At 71.3% G+C, this 15,036-nt stretch carries 15 protein-coding genes; 11 read left to right on the top strand and 4 right to left on the bottom strand.

The genetic code is table 11. The features are described 5' to 3' along the window. Nucleotide 1 precedes the first annotated feature (1 nt). Nucleotides 2–868 carry a Cof-type HAD-IIB family hydrolase gene (locus M1D56_RS05895; protein ID WP_456284958.1) on the bottom strand — a complete coding sequence of 289 codons (867 nt, stop codon included), beginning with the start codon at nucleotides 866–868 and terminating at the stop codon, nucleotides 2–4. Between the two features lie 137 nt (nucleotides 869–1,005). On the opposite strand from M1D56_RS05895, the gene ftsE reads away from it, so the two are divergent. From ftsE to M1D56_RS05930, 7 genes are read left to right on the top strand one after another with little or no spacing between them, the layout of a single operon-like run. Then, complete coding sequence (ftsE, locus tag M1D56_RS05900; RefSeq protein WP_456284959.1) at nucleotides 1,006–2,091, top strand: cell division ATP-binding protein FtsE; 1,086 nt, start codon at nucleotides 1,006–1,008, stop codon at nucleotides 2,089–2,091. Then, nucleotides 2,088–2,999, top strand: a complete 912-nt coding sequence (gene ftsX / locus M1D56_RS05905; RefSeq protein ID WP_324011791.1) for a permease-like cell division protein FtsX — start codon at nucleotides 2,088–2,090, stop codon at nucleotides 2,997–2,999. Before ftsE ends, ftsX begins: the two co-directional genes overlap by 4 nt. Before the next feature lie 53 nt (nucleotides 3,000–3,052). Then, complete coding sequence (gene smpB, locus M1D56_RS05910; protein WP_271173295.1) at nucleotides 3,053–3,529, top strand: SsrA-binding protein SmpB; 477 nt, start codon at nucleotides 3,053–3,055, stop codon at nucleotides 3,527–3,529. Between the two features lie 50 nt (nucleotides 3,530–3,579). After that, a complete protein-coding gene (locus M1D56_RS05915) occupies nucleotides 3,580–4,050 on the top strand; it encodes a prepilin peptidase (protein ID WP_456284960.1) in 471 nt (156 codons plus the stop codon). Nucleotides 4,051–4,097: 47 nt separating this feature from the next. Further along, nucleotides 4,098–5,132 (top strand): YihY/virulence factor BrkB family protein, encoded by a 1,035-nt coding sequence (locus M1D56_RS05920; protein WP_282979144.1) that lies wholly within the window; start codon nucleotides 4,098–4,100, stop codon nucleotides 5,130–5,132. Nucleotides 5,133–5,136: 4 nt separating this feature from the next. Further along, the gene (locus tag M1D56_RS05925) at nucleotides 5,137–5,379 is read left to right on the top strand and encodes a response regulator (protein ID WP_456284961.1); all 243 of its coding nucleotides are present in this window, start codon (nucleotides 5,137–5,139) and stop codon (nucleotides 5,377–5,379) included. Nucleotide 5,380: 1 nt separating this feature from the next. Next, nucleotides 5,381–5,989 (top strand): CYTH domain-containing protein, encoded by a 609-nt coding sequence (locus tag M1D56_RS05930; RefSeq protein WP_456284962.1) that lies wholly within the window; start codon nucleotides 5,381–5,383, stop codon nucleotides 5,987–5,989. Between the two features lie 183 nt (nucleotides 5,990–6,172). On the opposite strand, the gene lpdA is transcribed toward M1D56_RS05930, so the two are convergent. Together lpdA and M1D56_RS05940 are read right to left on the bottom strand one after the other, a co-directional pair. Continuing rightward, on the bottom strand, nucleotides 6,173–7,570 hold the full coding sequence (lpdA, locus tag M1D56_RS05935; RefSeq protein WP_456284963.1) for a dihydrolipoyl dehydrogenase: 1,398 nt from the start codon (nucleotides 7,568–7,570) through the stop codon (nucleotides 6,173–6,175). 64 nt (nucleotides 7,571–7,634) lie between these two features. Continuing rightward, nucleotides 7,635–8,294, bottom strand: coding sequence for a copper resistance CopC family protein (locus tag M1D56_RS05940; protein ID WP_456284964.1), 660 nt, complete (start codon nucleotides 8,292–8,294; stop codon nucleotides 7,635–7,637). Nucleotides 8,295–8,443: 149 nt separating this feature from the next. On the opposite strand from M1D56_RS05940, the gene M1D56_RS05945 reads away from it, so the two are divergent. The 3 genes from M1D56_RS05945 (at nucleotide 8,444) to M1D56_RS05955 (ending at nucleotide 10,262) form a co-directional block, all read left to right on the top strand. Then, nucleotides 8,444–8,911, top strand: a complete 468-nt coding sequence (locus M1D56_RS05945; protein ID WP_271173288.1) for an FHA domain-containing protein — start codon at nucleotides 8,444–8,446, stop codon at nucleotides 8,909–8,911. Beyond that, the gene (ftsR, locus tag M1D56_RS05950) at nucleotides 8,911–9,591 is read left to right on the top strand and encodes a transcriptional regulator FtsR (protein WP_324011787.1); all 681 of its coding nucleotides are present in this window, start codon (nucleotides 8,911–8,913) and stop codon (nucleotides 9,589–9,591) included. Before M1D56_RS05945 ends, ftsR begins: the two co-directional genes overlap by 1 nt. Nucleotides 9,592–9,722: 131 nt before the next feature. After that, nucleotides 9,723–10,262, top strand: coding sequence for a MerR family transcriptional regulator (locus M1D56_RS05955; protein ID WP_271173286.1), 540 nt, complete (start codon nucleotides 9,723–9,725; stop codon nucleotides 10,260–10,262). Nucleotides 10,263–10,672: 410 nt separating this feature from the next. On the opposite strand, the gene M1D56_RS05960 is transcribed toward M1D56_RS05955, so the two are convergent. Further along, complete coding sequence (locus M1D56_RS05960; protein ID WP_271173285.1) at nucleotides 10,673–11,491, bottom strand: ParA family protein; 819 nt, start codon at nucleotides 11,489–11,491, stop codon at nucleotides 10,673–10,675. 91 nt (nucleotides 11,492–11,582) lie between these two features. Here M1D56_RS05960 and M1D56_RS05965 point away from each other — a divergent pair, with 91 nt between their 5' ends. After that, nucleotides 11,583–14,990 carry a pyruvate carboxylase gene (locus tag M1D56_RS05965; RefSeq protein WP_456284965.1) on the top strand — a complete coding sequence of 1,136 codons (3,408 nt, stop codon included), beginning with the start codon at nucleotides 11,583–11,585 and terminating at the stop codon, nucleotides 14,988–14,990. Nucleotides 14,991–15,036 lie beyond the last annotated feature (46 nt).

Genomic DNA, 15,036 nt, shown 5'->3' on the forward strand with positions numbered 1-15,036 from the left:
CTCAGCCCTGCTGCGCGGGCTCCGCGTCGAGGAGCCCGCGCAGCACGGCCACGACGCCCTCCTCATCGCTCGCGGGCGCCGTGAAGCGGGCGCGCGCGAGGATGTCCGGGTGGGCGTTCGCCATCGCGTACGACTGCCCCGACGCGTCGAGCATCTCGAGGTCGTTGAGGTAGTCGCCGAAGGCGACCGTCTCGTCCCGCGTCACCCCGAGCTCGCGCTGCAGGCTCTCGACCGCAGCGCCCTTGTTCGCCGCGGGCGGCATGACGTCGATCCAGTGCCGTCCCGAGACGACGACCTGGTGCGTCTCGCGCAGCCGGTCGAGTTCGGCGCCCGTCCCGGTGGCGGCGTCGACGAAGTCGTACACCGCGATCTTCAGGACGTCGTCATCGGCGGCGAGGATGTCGTCCACCCGCTCGAGCGCGGCGTAGTACCGGCTCGCCTCGGCGACGAAGGGCGCGTCGACGCGCTCGATGTACGCCGAGCGCTTTCCGCAGAGGACGACGCCGATGTCGCGCCCGGCGGCCGCGAGGGAGCGCAGGAGCCGGACCGCCTCGACGACGAACGCCCGATCGAGGACGAGCGACGAGATCTCCACGCCGTCGCGCACGACATAGGCGCCGTTCTCGGCGATGAAGGGCATGGCCTCGGAGGCGCGCGCGAAGAGCCGGGCGAGCGTGGCGTACTGCCGCCCGCTCGCCGGCGCGAAGACGATGCCGCGCTCGCGCATGAGGCCGAGCAGCGGCCAGAACGCCTCGGGAACCTCGCCGGCCGCGTCGAGGAGCGTGCCGTCCATGTCGCTCACGACGAGTCGGGGAGCGGGCAGGTCCGTCGCCGCGGAGGCGGACGGCAGGGGAGAGGTGCGGGGCACGGCGAGGCCTTTCGTCGGAGAGCACCATGACACCACACGCGCCTCGGAGGGCACTCACCTCCGAACCGCCTGGCAACGCGTCGGGCGGGGGTGTCGCTCGGGGTACCCGGGGCGTCGCGACTTAGGCTCGGTACGCCATGATCCGGTTCGAACACGTCACCAAGCGCTTCAAGGGCACGGCGAAGCCGGCCCTCAGCGACATCGACTTCGAGGTGCAGCGCGGCGAGTTCGTCTTCCTCGTCGGAGCCTCCGGCTCGGGGAAGTCGTCCTGCCTCCGCCTCATCCTCCGCGAGGACCTTCCGTCCTCGGGCCGCGTCGTCGCGCTCGGTCGCGACACGAAGACCCTCACCTCACGGCGCACGCCGTACTTCCGCCGCAACATCGGGGCGGTGTTCCAGGACTTCCGCCTCCTGCAGTCGAAGACCGTCGCGCAGAACGTCGCGTTCACGCTCCAGGTGATCGGCCGGTCGCGCGCCTTCATCAAGGAGGCCGTGCCCGAGGCGCTCGAGCGCGTGGGCCTGGCCGACATGGGCCGCCGCATGCCGCACGAGCTGTCCGGCGGCGAGCAGCAGCGCGTCGCGATCGCCCGGGCGCTCGTCAACCGGCCGCAGCTGCTCCTCGCCGACGAGCCCACCGGCAACCTCGACCCGACGACGTCCGTCGACATCATGCGCATCCTCGCGCAGGTCAACGCGACAGGGACGACGGTCGTGATGGCGACCCACGAGGCGACCTTCGTCGACCAGATGCGGCGCCGCGTCATCGAGCTCCGCGAGGGCGAGCTCGTCCGCGACGACCGCCACGGCGGCTACGGAGACACCTCGGTCATCCGCACGCTGCAGCCGGAGACCGAGCGCGGTGCGGCCGCGATCGCGGCTCTGACCGCCGTCCTCGAGGTCCAGCGCGAGGTGTCCGAGACCCCGGGCGAGACGGCCGAGAGCGCCACGCAGCGCGCGGTCGACGCCGTCGAGGAGGTCGTGGAGACCACCGCCGAGCCGACGTCCGCGCCCGCCGCGCAGCCGTCCGAGCCCGCCGACGCGGCCATCCCGCCGGTCGAGCGCGCCGCCGAGACATCCGCCGCGCCCGGCGTCGATCCGGAGTCGGAGGACGCCGCGAACCGCACCTCGTCCATCCCGCGCGTCGACGTCGATGTGGACGCGCTCGGCATGGCCGACCGCCTGGGGCTCACCTCCCGCGACGACGAAGTGGGGCCGACCTCATGAGATTCGGACTCGTCCTCGGCGAGGCCCTGCAGGGCCTGCGCCGCAATGCCTCGATGGTCGTCTCGGTCATCCTCGTGACCTTCGTCTCGCTCACCTTCGTGGGCGCGGCCGTGCTCATGCAGGCCCAGATCGCCAAGACCAACGCGTACTTCCAGGACCGCGCGCTCGTCGACATCTACATGTGCTCGCCCCTGTCGACCGGCGACACGTGCGTCGACGGCGCCGCGTCGGAGGAGCAGATCGCCGCCGTGCAGGAGGAGCTCGAGGGCCCGACGCTGTCGCCGCTCATCCAGGACTACACCTACCTCAGCCCCGAGGAGGCGTTCGACTCGATCGTCGAGAACCTCGGCGAGGACTACGCGAGCCTCCTCACCGCCGAGCAGACGAGCGCGGAGTTCCACGTCAACCTCGTCGACCCGAGCCAGTCCGACGTCATCGTCGAGGCGTTCACGGGCATCCAGGGCGTCGAGGAGATCACCGACCAGCTCGAGTACCTCGATCCGCTCTTCGCGACCCTCACGATCGCGACGTACATCGCGATCGGCATCGCCGCCCTCATGCTCGTGTCGGCCGTGCTCCTCATCGCCACGACCATCCGCCTCTCGGCCTATGCCCGCCGCCGCGAGGTCGGCATCATGCGCCTCGTGGGCGCGTCCAACCGGTTCATCCAGACGCCGTTCGTCCTCGAGGGCGTGTTCGCGGCGTTCATCGGCGCGGCCCTCGCCGGCGCGGCCGTGCTCGCGGGCGTGCACTTCGGCGTCGAGCGGTACCTCGTGAACGAGATGTACGCCATCCCGTGGGTGGGGATGGCTGAGGCGTGGGCCGTCGTGCCGGTGCTCGTCGTGGTCGGCGTCGTGCTCGCGGCGCTGTCGGCGGGCTTCGCGATCCGGCGCTGGCTCCGGGCATAGCCCGACCCTTGCTAGGGTGGAAGGCTGCGCCGTGAGAGCGAGGAGGTGAGCGCATGCCCCGGGAACAGGGTGAGAAGGTGGTGGCGACGAATCGTCGCGCCCGCCACGAGTACACCATCGAGAAGACCTATGAGGCGGGCCTCGTGCTCACCGGAACCGAGGTGAAGTCGCTGCGCCAGGGGCGCGCGAACCTCAGCGACGGCTACGCGTACATCGATCGCGGCGAGGCCTGGCTCGACGCCGTGCACATCCCGGAGTACTCGCAGGGCACGTGGACGAACCACGCGTCCAAGCGCACCCGCAAGCTGCTCCTGCACCGCGACGAGATCGTGAAGCTCAGCCACCAGGTCTCGGCGGGCGGGTACACGCTCGTGCCGCTGCGCCTCTACTTCCTCGATGGCCGCGCGAAGGTCGAGATCGGCGTCGCGAAGGGCAAGCGCGAGTTCGACAAGCGCCAGACCCTCCGCGAGCGGCAGGACAAGCGCGAGGCCGAGCGCGCGATGCGCATGCGCAACCGCATGGGGGAGTGACTCTCCACAGGCATCCGCGCCACCCCCGCAGGCGTCCCTAGCCTGACGGGATGCCGCTGCCCGAGGTCCTCGCCGCCGTCGCGTACGGCGGCTTCCTCGTCGTCGGCGTGATCCTCATGCGCGTCGACATCCATGAGCACCGGCTCCCCGATCGGATCGTCCTGCCCTCGACGGCCGCTCTCCTCGCCGTCGTCGCCGCGCACGCCGCAGCGCTCGGAGACGCGGCGCCCCTGGCCCGTGCCGTCCTCGGCGGACTCGCTCTCGGCGCCTTCTACCTCGCTCTGCGGGTCGCGAACCCCGAGGGGATGGGCGGCGGCGACGTGAAGCTCGCGGCGCTCGTGGGCGTCTTCCTCGCGTGGCACGGATGGGCCGTGCTCGCGGTCGGAGCGGCCGCGGCCTTCGTCGGCGGGGCCGCCTGGGCGCTCGCGCTCCTGGCCGCGCGGCGCGCCGACCGCGACGCGCGCATCCCGTTCGGCCCGTGGATGATCCTCGGCGCCTGGGCGGGGCTGCTCGTCGCCTGAGCGCGGCGGGGCGCTCGCGCTGGGCGGCGCTCGGTAACGTGGCAGGCATGTCGTCGATCGAGAGATGGGTGCGCTCGGCCATCGCCCGGATGCTGCGCGTGCGCATCGTGCGCGCCGTGCTCCTCTTCACCGAGCACCAGGGCGGGCTGCTCGCAGCGGCCGTGACCTTCCGGGCGCTGTTCTCGGTGTTCGCGGCCGTCGCGCTCGGCTTCGCGGTCGCGGCGCTCTGGCTCAACGCGCGCAGCGACCTCTGGCAGGCCCTCATCGACGCCGTGAGCGCGGCCATCCCCGGTCTCGTGCGCAACGGCAGCGGCGACGGCATCATCGACGCCGACAGCCTCGGCGCCGCGCTCGGCGGCAGCGTCTGGCTGAGTGTCGTCTCGGCGCTCGCCCTCGTCTGGGCGGCGATCGGCGCGATCGGCAACATGCGCACGGCCATCCGGATGATCGCGGGCACCGCCCACGAGGAGGTCCTCGTCGTGTGGCTGCTGCTGCGCGACCTGCTCTTCGCGGTGTCGGTGGGCGTGCTGTTCCTCGCAGCGGCCGTGCTCACGTTCCTCGGCTCGACGTTCATCGAGACGGTGCTCGGATGGCTGGGGCTCTCCGGCGGCGGGTGGGCCGAGATCCTCACGCGCGTCGCGACGGTCGCCACGACGTTCGCGCTGGACGCGGTGATCATCGCCTGGCTCTTCCGCCTGCTGTCCGGCGTCCGCGCTCCGGCGCGTGCGCTGTGGACGGGCGCGCTCCTGGGCGGCGCGGGCCTCACCGTCCTGCAGCAGCTGTCCGGTCTGTTCGCCGGCGGGGCGGACCGCAATCCGTTCCTGGCGTCGTTCGGGTCTCTCATCGCCCTGCTGCTGTGGTTCAACCTCTCGGCGCAGGTGATCCTCATCGCGTGCACGTACATCGTCGTCCGCGTCGAGGAGCAGGAGGCGCGGGTGAGCGCCCGGTTCGGCGCCGAGACGTTCGCCCAGCGGCGCGTGCGGATGGCCGAGCGCGACGTCCGGCTCGCCGTAGACGCTCTCGAGCTCGCGCGCAAGGCCGAGCGCGAAGAGCGCGAGCACGTCGCGGCGCGGCTATCGTGAGGGCATGGCCATCGCACGACTGCACGGAGGACCCCTCGACGGACAGGTCCTGCCCCTGGACAGCCCCGATCTCGAGCAGCTGATCGTCCCGTATTCGGAGACGCAGGTCGTCTACCACCGCTCGGGCACGGCTCAGCACACGGGGGAGGGCGACGGCCCGACCGAGGTCGCGTTCCTCTTCGTCGAGGAGGAGGACAGCCTCGTCCAGGACGGCGAGGACGACGAGGACGAGGGCGGTTCGCGCTGACATGACCGAGCCCACGCGCTTCGTCGAGGTCGAGCGGAAGTTCGACGTCGACCCCGGAACGCCCCTGCCCGACTGGACGGCCGTCCCCGGCGTCGCGTCGGCCACGGAGGGCGAGGAGCGGCATCTCGACGCCCTCTACCTCGACACCGACGACCTCGCGCTCGCGCGCGCCGGCGTCGCGCTGCGGCGCCGCACCGGCGGCCCCGACGCGGGCTGGCACATCAAGGGCCCGCTCGTCGACGGCGCGCGCACGGAGCTCGGATGGCCGCTGGGCGACACCGAGGAGATCCCGGATGCGGTCGCCGCGGAGATCGCCGCCTGGACGACCGAGCCCCTGCGCCCGCTCGCGCGCATCGTCAACGACCGCACGGCGTACGAGCTGCTCGACGCCGACGGCGGCGTCGTCGCGGAGTTCGTGGACGACCACGTGCGCACGGCCGACCTCCGCGCGGGGGTCGACCGCGAATGGCACGAGTGGGAGATCGAGCTCGGACCGGCCGCCCCGGCCGACCGCGACGCGTTCTTCGACGCGGTGGCACGCGCGGCGACCGCCGCGGGCGCACGCTCGGCCTCGAGTGCGTCCAAGCTCGCTCGCGCCCTCGGGCACTGAGGGCGTCGCCACCCACCCCGGTCATTGAGGGCGGCGCCACCCACCCCGGTCATTGAGCGAGCGGAGCGAGTCGAAATGACGTGAGCCGGCCCCGGGATCTCCCGGGGCCGGCTCACGTCGTTTCGTCTCCGCGCTGGCCCTCGTCGCTCACGACCGGAGGCGGCGCGCTGCGCGCGCTCAGTCCTACATGTTGATGAAGTGACCGAGGAGGCCGTGGAAGCCCTCCTGCAGCGTCTCCGAGAGGGTCGGGTGCGTGTGCACGTTGCGGGCCGCCTCGAGCGCCGTGATGTCCCACTTCTGCGCGAGCGTGAGCTCGGGGAGGAGCTCCGAGACGTCGGGGCCGATGAGGTGGGCGCCGATGAGCTCGAGGTGCTCGGCGTCCGCGATGAGCTTGACGAAGCCGACGGGCTCGCCGAGGCCGTTCGCCTTGCCGTTCGCGCTGAACGGGAACTTCGCGACCTTGATCTCGCGGCCCTCGGCGCGCGCCTGCTCCTCCGTGAGGCCGAAGCTGGCGACCTGCGGCGAGCAGAAGGTGGCGCGCGGCATCATGCGGTAGTCGCCGAGCGGCATCGTCTCGGCCTTGCCGATCGTCTCGGCCGCGACGACGGCCTGAGCCTCGGCGACGTGCGCGAGCTGGAGCTTGGCGGTGACGTCGCCGATCGCGTAGATGCCCTCGACGTTCGTGCGCATGAACTCGTCGATCTCGATCGCGCCGCGGTCGGTGAGCTGGACGCCCGTGTTCTCGAGGCCGAAGCCCGAGACGTTCGGCGCGAAGCCGACCGACATGAGCACCTTGCCGGCCGTGATCTCGCCGGCCACGCCGTCACGCGACTCGTACGTGACGTGCACGGACGAGCCGTTGTCGGTGACGGTCTTGACGGCGGTCGAGGTGAGGATGTCGATGCCGTACTTCTTGTACTGCTTCTGGATCTCCTTCGAGACCTCCGCGTCCTCGTTCGGGAGCGCGCGGTCGAGGAACTCGATGATCGTGACCTTGACGCCGTAGTTCGACAGGACGTAGGCGAACTCCATGCCGATGGCGCCGGCGCCGACGATGACGATCGACTCGGGCAGCTCGCGCGTGAGGATCTGCTCCTCGTACGTCACGACGTTGTCGCTCAGCTGGACGCCGGGGAGGAGGCGCACGGTCGAGCCGGTGGCGATGATCACGTTGTCGAACGTGACCTCCTCGGTCGTGCCATCCGACTTGGCGACCGAGATCGCCTTGGGTCCCGTGAAGGTGCCGCGGCCCTCGTACTCGGTGACCTTGTTCTTCTTCATGAGGAAGTGGATGCCCTTGACGTGCGTCTCCGCGACCTTGCGGCTGCGGTCGAACGCCGCGCCGAAGTCGAAGTGCACGTCGCCCGAGATGCCGAACAGGTCGGCCTTGTGGGTGAAGGTGTGGGCGATCTCGGCGTTCTTCAGGAGCGCCTTCGAGGGGATGCAGCCGACGTTGAGGCAGACACCGCCCCAGTACTTCTCTTCGATGATGGCGGTCGTGAGACCGAGCTGGGCGCTGCGGACGGCGGCGACGTAGCCGCCGGGGCCCGCGCCGAGGATGACGACGTCGTAGTGAGCCATGGGATCAAGCCTATCTGTGCGGGAGGGGACCTGAGCGCGCGGGCGGGCGGATGCCCGGGGCGGCTCAGGAGGACCGGCGTGCGCGGCCGACGAGGACGGCGACGAGCGACAGGGCGACCACCGCGCCGATGCCCCCGAGGATCCAGGGGAGGGGAGACGCGGCATCCTCCGACGTCTCGGTCGGGGCGGCCGTGTCCTCCGCTGAGGGCGTCTCCGCCGGTTCGGCGCTCGGCGCCTCGGACGCCCCGCCCGGCGCGGCCTCGGTCGTCGTGAACCGGAAGATCTTGTCCTCGCTGTGCGAGTCGCCGTAGGTGACGCTCGCGATGACCGTGTACTCGCCGGCGGGCGCCCCGGCGACGTCGAGCTGCTGCGTGAGGAGCGGGCCGTCCGCCACGGCGTCGCCGGCCGCGTAGTCCCGGCACGACGCGCGGTCGATCGCGATGCTGCCCGGCTCGGCCTCGGCGATCCCGGGGCACGATGCGTCCGTGACGAACACCGCCTGCGGCGCGCCCTCGAGGAGAGCGCCGCTGAAGGTGAGGGTGATCGCGTCGGGGAGGGTCTGCACCGTCTCGCCGTCGGCGGGCGACGTGCTGACGAGCGCGTCGTGCGCCGACGCGGCGGATGGCATCAGCTGCGGCGCGAGGATCGCGGCCGCGACGAGCGCTGCGGCGGCTAGGCGGCGGGACGGACGGCGGGTGCGTGCGGAGGCGTGGAGAGCAGTCATGGCATCTCGACGCTATCGGCCGATTCTGAACGGATCTTCCGCTCGCGTCGTGCACAGGGCAGACTTTCGCGAGTGCCCTCACAGGCCCCTGGGAGGGGCCGATCCGATCGACGGCGATCGGATAGGGTGGAGCGAAAGGGAGGTCGAGCGTGACAGAAGCGCAGTACCGGCCGGCGGGCGGCCACGACGGAGCAGGTGACGTCACCCAGACGTTCGGGCATGACGCCGACCTGTCGTTCGTGCCGTTCGCGGGTGAGCTGTCGACCGCCGAGCTCGAGGCGGTGGGGGCGCTCCCGTCGGGAGCCGCGCTGCTCCTCGTGCGCTCCGGCCCGACCGCGGGCGCGCGCTACCTCCTCGACGCCGACGTGACGACCGCGGGTCGGCATCCCGAGGCCGACATCTTCCTCGACGACGTCACGGTCTCGCGCCGTCACGCCGAGATCACCCGCGACCGGACGGTGTTCGAGATCATCGACCAGCGCTCGCTCAACGGAACCTACGTCGACGGAGAGCGCGTCGATCGCGCGGTGCTCCGCAACGGCGCCGAGGTGCGCATCGGCAAGTTCCGCTTCAACTTCTTCGCCTCCCCCCGAGACATCGCGGGGGCGGGCGCCTGATGGCAGCCGCTGCCGCAGAGCGAAGCGCGTCAGCGGCGCTGCTGAGCATCGGACAGGTGCTCGCCAAGCTCACTCCCGAGTTCCCCAACCTCACCTCGAGCAAGCTCCGCTACCTCGAGGAGCAGGGGATCGTCTCGCCGCAGCGGACGCCGTCGGGGTACCGCAAGTTCTCCCCACAGGACGTCGAGCGGCTGCGTCTCGGCCTCGTGCTGCAGCGCGATCACTACCTCCCGCTCAGCGTGATCCGCGATCACCTCGACGAGGTCGATGCGAGCGGAGGCGAGAGGCTCGCGCTGCCGACCTCGATCCATCCGACGACCCGCACCTACACGCGCGCCGACCTGCTCGCCGAAGCGGGAGCGGCCCCGCAGCTGCTCAACGACGCGATCAGCATCGGGCTCATCCAGGCATCCGACGTCTACGACGAGCACGCGGTCGCGCTGCTGCGTGCGTTCGTCGCGCTCGACCGGCACGGCATCGAGCCGCGTCACCTCCGCGCCGTGAAGCAGAGCGCAGACAAGGACGCCGACCTCGTCGATCAGGCGCTCACCCCGCTCCTGCGGCGCACGGACGCGCGCTCGCGCGCGCGGGCCGGTGAGCTCGGCCCCGAGCTCGCGCGGCGTCTCGACGAGGTGCGCGGCATCTTCGTGCGGCAGGCGCTCGAGCGCGTCCTCCCGTGACCTGCGGCGTCGTTCTATAACGTTCATAACGCTTCGCTCGACACGCCGCCGCCTCGACGCGGATGTCGTTGCCGGGGCCCCATCCCTGCCATACGGTGGACAGGAATCGAACGTGAGGAGTAAGGATCACGATGGCTGAGGATCCCGCAGCGGACGGCTTCACCGCCGACCTTCTCTTCACCGACGGCCTGCCGCAGCTCGACCCCGAAGCCGGCTACCGCGGTGCGGTCGCGGCGCGCGCGGCGGGCATCACGTACCGGCAGCTCGACTACTGGGCGCGCACCGAGCTCGTCGTGCCGACGATCCGCAGCGCCTCGGGATCGGGCTCGCAGCGGCTGTACGGCTTCCGCGACATCCTCGTCCTCAAGCTCGTGAAGCGCCTGCTCGACACGGGCATCTCGCTTCAGCAGATCCGGGTCGCCGTCGACCAGCTGCGCGCGTCGGGCATTCGCGATCTCGCCGGGACCACGCTCATGAGCGATGGCGCCTCGGTCTACCTCTGCACCTCGAACGACGAGGTCATCGACCTCGTGAGCCGCGGCCAGGGCGTGTTCGGCATCGCCGTCGGGCGCGTGCTGCGCGAGGTCGAGTCGACGCTCGTCGACTTCGACCCGACCGCTCCGGACCCGGTCGACGAGCTGGCTGCACGCCGCTCGAAGCGCACCGCCTGACGCTCCTCCCCGGGTCGCGTCGACACATCCGTCGGCGGTGACGGGGCTTTCGCACGCCGTGTCTCGCTACGGGTGGGTATGGCGGGTGCTTTCCCGCGCCGCGTGAGACACGCGTCGGGGTGGGGCGGTGCATGTCTCGCTATGGGTGGGTATGGCGGGCGCTTTCCCGCGCCGGGTGAGACACGGGTCGGGGTGGGGCGATGCATGTCTCGCTACGGGTGGGTAGGGCGGGTGCTTTGCCGCGCCGGGTGAGACACGGGTCGAGTCAGCGCGGCGTACCTGCCTCACCAAGGTGAGTGCGTGTCTCACTGAAGGCGAGAATGGCGAGCGTCAACCCAACGCAGGTGAGACATGCGAATGGGGCCGGAAGGTCCGGGGCCGGCTGGCCCGGGGGCGGATGGCCCGGAGGCTCACTCCGCGGCGGTGGGGCCCGTCTCGGGGACGGGGATGCGGCCGGCGCGCACGATGCGGTCGAGCAGCTGGTCGAAGTCCTGCGCCAGCTCCTGCGCCGATTCGCCGGGCCACACATGCAGCGGCTTCGCGGCGCCCTGCGCCTGCTGGAGCGAGGTGCGCTCGGGCAGCTGCGGCGACAGCACGAGGGGGCCGAACATGTCGCGGAGCTCCTTGATGCGGAACTGGTGCTCGATCGACTGGGGGCGCACGCGGTTCACGACGATGCCGAGGGGCTGGAGACGCGGCGAGAGGCCACGGCGGATCTCCTCGATCGCACGCAGCGCGCGGTCGGCGGCCGCGACGGAGAACAGCCCCGGCTCGGTGATGACGGCGACGCGATCGCTCGCGGCCCACGCCGTGCGCGTGAGGGCGTTGAGCGACGGAGCGCAGTCGATGAGCACGAGGTCGTAGTCGGCCTCGACCGAGGCGAGCGCCTCCTCGAGCTTCCACACGTCGCGCACCGTCGGGTGCGGTCCGTCGTAGTTGATCGCCGACGGGCTCCCGATGAGCACGTCGATGACGCCGGGGTGCACCTTCGTCCATCCGCTCGCCGTGATGGCCTGGCGGACGACCTTCTCCTTCGGGTTCTCGAGAACATCGGCCACGTTCAGGTGGCCGGCGATCTGGATGTCGAGTCCCGTCGACACGTCGGACTGGGGGTCGAGGTCGACGACGAGCGTCCGGATGCCCCGCGAGAATGCCGCTGAGGCGAGCCCGAGGGTCACGGTCGTCTTGCCGACGCCTCCCTTGAGAGAGCTGACGCTGAGTACGTGCACGTGGTCTAACCTACCCTCCCCTAAGCTGGGGGCGAGCTCAGCGATGTCGGTGTGCCGGGCTCCGCCGTGCCAGCTGTCGCCGAGGAGGCGTATGTTCTCGAAGGTTCTCGTGGCCAACCGTGGCGAGATCGCCATCCGCGCGTTTCGCGCGGCGTACGAGCTGGGGGCGCGCACGGTCGCGGTCTTCCCGTACGAGGATCGCAACTCGCTCCATCGCCTGAAGGCGGATGAGGCGTACCAGATCGGCGTGGAGGGCCATCCGGTCCGCGCCTACCTCGACGTCGACGAGATCGTCCGCGTGGCGGTCGAGTCGGGCGCCGACGCGATCTACCCCGGCTACGGGTTCCTCTCCGAGAACCCCGACCTCGCGGCGAAGGCCGCCGCGCACGGCATCGCGTTCATCGGCCCGCCGGCCGAGGTGCTCGAGATGGCCGGCAACAAGGTCACCGCCAAGGAGCACGCGATCCGGGCGGGCGTTCCCGTGCTCCGGTCGACGCCCGCGTCCGACGACGTGGACGAGCTCGTCGCCCAGTCCGACGAGATCGGATTCCCCCTCTTCGCGAAGGCCGTCGCGGGCGGCGGCGGCCGCGGCATGCGCCGCGTGGAGTCGAAGGAGGAGCTCGCCCCCGCGCTCGCCGAGGCGATGCGCGAGGCCGACAGCGCCTTCGGCGATCCGCGCATGTTCCTCGAGCAGGCCGTGCTCCGGCCGCGTCACGTCGAGGTGCAGGTCCTCGCCGACGCATCGGGGGAGACCGTCCACCTGTTCGAGCGGGACTGCTCGGTGCAGCGCCGCCATCAGAAGGTGATCGAGATCGCGCCCGCGCCGAACCTCGACGACGCGGTGCGCGCCGACCTCCACCGCCACGCGGTCGCGTTCGCGCGGTCGATCGGCTACGTCAACGCCGGCACCGTCGAGTTCCTCCTCGAGACCGCGGGGCCGCGCGCGGGCGAGGTCGTCTTCATCGAGATGAACCCGCGCATCCAGGTCGAGCACACCGTGACCGAGGAGGTGACGGATGTCGACCTCGTCCAGGCGCAGATGCGCATCGCGTCGGGCGAGACGCTCGCCGACATCGGGCTCCTGCAGGACGACATCCGCCTGCACGGGGCGGCTCTCCAGTGCCGCATCACGACCGAGGACCCGGCACAGGGATTCCGGCCCGACACCGGCAAGATCACGACCTACCGGTCGCCGGGCGGCGCGGGCATCCGCCTCGACGGCGGCACGACGGCCGCCGGCGCCCAGGTGAGCCCGCACTTCGACTCGATGCTCGCGAAGCTCACGTGCCGCGGACGCGACTACACCGCGGCCGTCCGCCGCGCGCGCCGCGCGCTCGCGGAGTTCCGCATCCGCGGCGTCTCGACGAACATCCCGTTCCTTCAGGCCGTCCTCGATGACCCGTCGTTCATCGAGGGCGACCTCTCGACGTCGTTCATCGACGAGCGCCCCGAGCTCGTCCGGGGGCGGCCCTCGAAGGACCGCGGCTCGAAGATCCTCAACTGGCTGGTCGACGTCACCGTCAACAAGCCCCACGGGGAGAACCCGCTCTCGATCGATCCGCGCTCGAAGCTGCCGGCCGTCGACCTGTCGGCCGGACCGGCCGCGGGCTCGCGCCAGCGGCTCCTCGAGCTCGGCCCTGCGGGCTTCGCCCAGGCGCTGCGCGAGCAGAAGGCCCTGGCCGTGACGGAGACGACCTTCCGCGACGCGCACCAGTCGCTGCTCGCGACGCGCGTCCGCACGAAGGACCTCCTCAACGTGGCGCCGCACGTCGCACGTCTGACTCCGCAGCTGCTCTCCGTCGAGGCATGGGGCGGTGCGACCTACGATGTCGCGCTGCGCTTCCTCGCCGAGGACCCGTGGGAGCGTCTCGCACGGCTGCGCGAGGCGCTGCCGAACGTCGCCATCCAGATGCTGCTGCGCGGTCGCAACACGGTCGGGTACACGCCGTACCCGACCGAGGTGACCGATGCCTTCGTGCGCGAGGCCGCGGCGACCGGGATCGACATCTTCCGCATCTTCGACGCGCTCAACGACGTGTCCCAGATGCGCCCCGCGATCGACGCGGTGCTCGAGACCGGCACGACGGTCGCCGAGGTCGCCGTCTGCTACACGGGCGACCTGCTGAACCCTGCTGAGGATCTCTACACGCTCGACTACTACCTCCGCCTCGCCGAGCAGATCGCGGACGCGGGCGCACATGTGCTCGCGATCAAGGACATGGCGGGCCTCCTGCGACCCGCAGCCGCGGCGAAGCTCGTCTCGGCCTTCCGCGAGCGCTTCGACCTGCCCGTGCACGTGCACACGCACGACACCCCCGGCGGCCAGCTCGCGACGCTGCTCGCGGCGAGTGCCGCGGGCGCCGATGCGGTCGACGCCGCGGCGGCGACCATGGCCGGCACGACGAGCCAGCCGTCGCTGTCGTCGCTCGTCGCCGCCCTCGCGCACACCGATCGCGACACGGGGCTCGACCTGCAGGCCGTGTCCGACCTCGAGCCGTACTGGGAGGCCGTCCGCCACCTGTACAAGCCGTTCGAGTCGGGCCTCGCCGGGCCGACCGGGCGCGTCTACGCGCACGAGATCCCGGGCGGACAGCTGTCGAACCTGCGTCAGCAGGCGATCGCGCTCGGTCTCGCCGACGACTTCGAGCTCATCGAGGACATGTACGCCGCGGCGAACGAGATCCTCGGGCGCGTTCCCAAGGTGACCCCGTCGTCGAAGGTCGTGGGCGACCTCGCGCTCCACCTCGCGGCGGTCCGTGCCGATCCCGCCGACTTCGCCGAGAACCCCGGCAAGTACGACGTGCCCGACTCGGTCGTCGGGTTCATGGCCGGTGAGCTCGGCGACCTGCCGGGCGGATGGCCCGAGCCGTTCCGCACGAAGGTGCTCGCCGGGCGCGAGGTGAAGACCGGCGTCACGCCGATCAGCGCCGATGACCAGGCGGCTCTGGACGGCGACTCGGCCACGCGACGCGCGACGCTGAACCGCCTGCTCTTCCCGCAGCCGACGAAGGTCTTCCAGGAGATGCGCGAGACCTACGGCGACCTGTCGGTCCTCGACACGGCCGACTACCTCTACGGGCTGACCCCGGGTCGCGAGCACGTCATCACGCTCGAGAAGGGCGTGCAGCTCTACGCGGGGCTCGAGTCGATCGGCGCGGCCGACGACAAGGGCATCCGGTCGGTCATGACGACCCTGAACGGCCAGCTCCGCCCGGTCTCGGCGCGCGACCGCAGCATCCAGGTCGAGGCGCACGAGGCCGAGAAGGCCGACACGAGCAGGCCGGGGCAGGTGGCTGCGCCGTTCTCCGGCGTGGTCACGGTCAAGGTGGAGCCGGGTGACCGCGTGGCAGCCGGGCAGCCGGTCGCCTCGATCGAGGCGATGAAGATGGAGGCCGCCATCACGGCGCCCGTCGACGGCGTCGTCGAGCGGATCGCGATCGCGGCCACTCAGCAGGTGGAGGCGGGCGACCTTTTGGTCGTCGTCACGCCCGCCCAGTAACCTTGAGCGGGGCGCGACGTGTGTCGCGCCCCGCTTGGGGAGACAT

The organism is Microbacterium sp. JZ101 (assembly GCF_053903175.1).

Excerpts from the sequence above, each read along its gene's own strand:
- M1D56_RS05920 (WP_282979144.1), top strand. The coding sequence starts at position 4,098 with ATGTCGTCGATCGAGAGATGGGTGCGCTCGGCCATCGCCCGGATGCTG.
- ftsX (WP_324011791.1), top strand. The coding sequence starts at position 2,088 with ATGAGATTCGGACTCGTCCTCGGCGAGGCCCTGCAGGGCCTGCGCCGC.
- M1D56_RS05915 (WP_456284960.1), top strand. The coding sequence starts at position 3,580 with ATGCCGCTGCCCGAGGTCCTCGCCGCCGTCGCGTACGGCGGCTTCCTC.
- M1D56_RS05965 (WP_456284965.1), top strand. The coding sequence starts at position 11,583 with ATGTTCTCGAAGGTTCTCGTGGCCAACCGTGGCGAGATCGCCATCCGC.
- M1D56_RS05930 (WP_456284962.1), top strand. The coding sequence starts at position 5,381 with ATGACCGAGCCCACGCGCTTCGTCGAGGTCGAGCGGAAGTTCGACGTC.
- smpB (WP_271173295.1), top strand. The coding sequence starts at position 3,053 with ATGCCCCGGGAACAGGGTGAGAAGGTGGTGGCGACGAATCGTCGCGCC.
- ftsR (WP_324011787.1), top strand. The coding sequence starts at position 8,911 with ATGGCAGCCGCTGCCGCAGAGCGAAGCGCGTCAGCGGCGCTGCTGAGC.
- M1D56_RS05925 (WP_456284961.1), top strand. The coding sequence starts at position 5,137 with ATGGCCATCGCACGACTGCACGGAGGACCCCTCGACGGACAGGTCCTG.
- M1D56_RS05940 (WP_456284964.1), bottom strand. The coding sequence starts at position 8,294 with ATGACTGCTCTCCACGCCTCCGCACGCACCCGCCGTCCGTCCCGCCGC.
- M1D56_RS05955 (WP_271173286.1), top strand. The coding sequence starts at position 9,723 with ATGGCTGAGGATCCCGCAGCGGACGGCTTCACCGCCGACCTTCTCTTC.
- lpdA (WP_456284963.1), bottom strand. The coding sequence starts at position 7,570 with ATGGCTCACTACGACGTCGTCATCCTCGGCGCGGGCCCCGGCGGCTAC.
- ftsE (WP_456284959.1), top strand. The coding sequence starts at position 1,006 with ATGATCCGGTTCGAACACGTCACCAAGCGCTTCAAGGGCACGGCGAAG.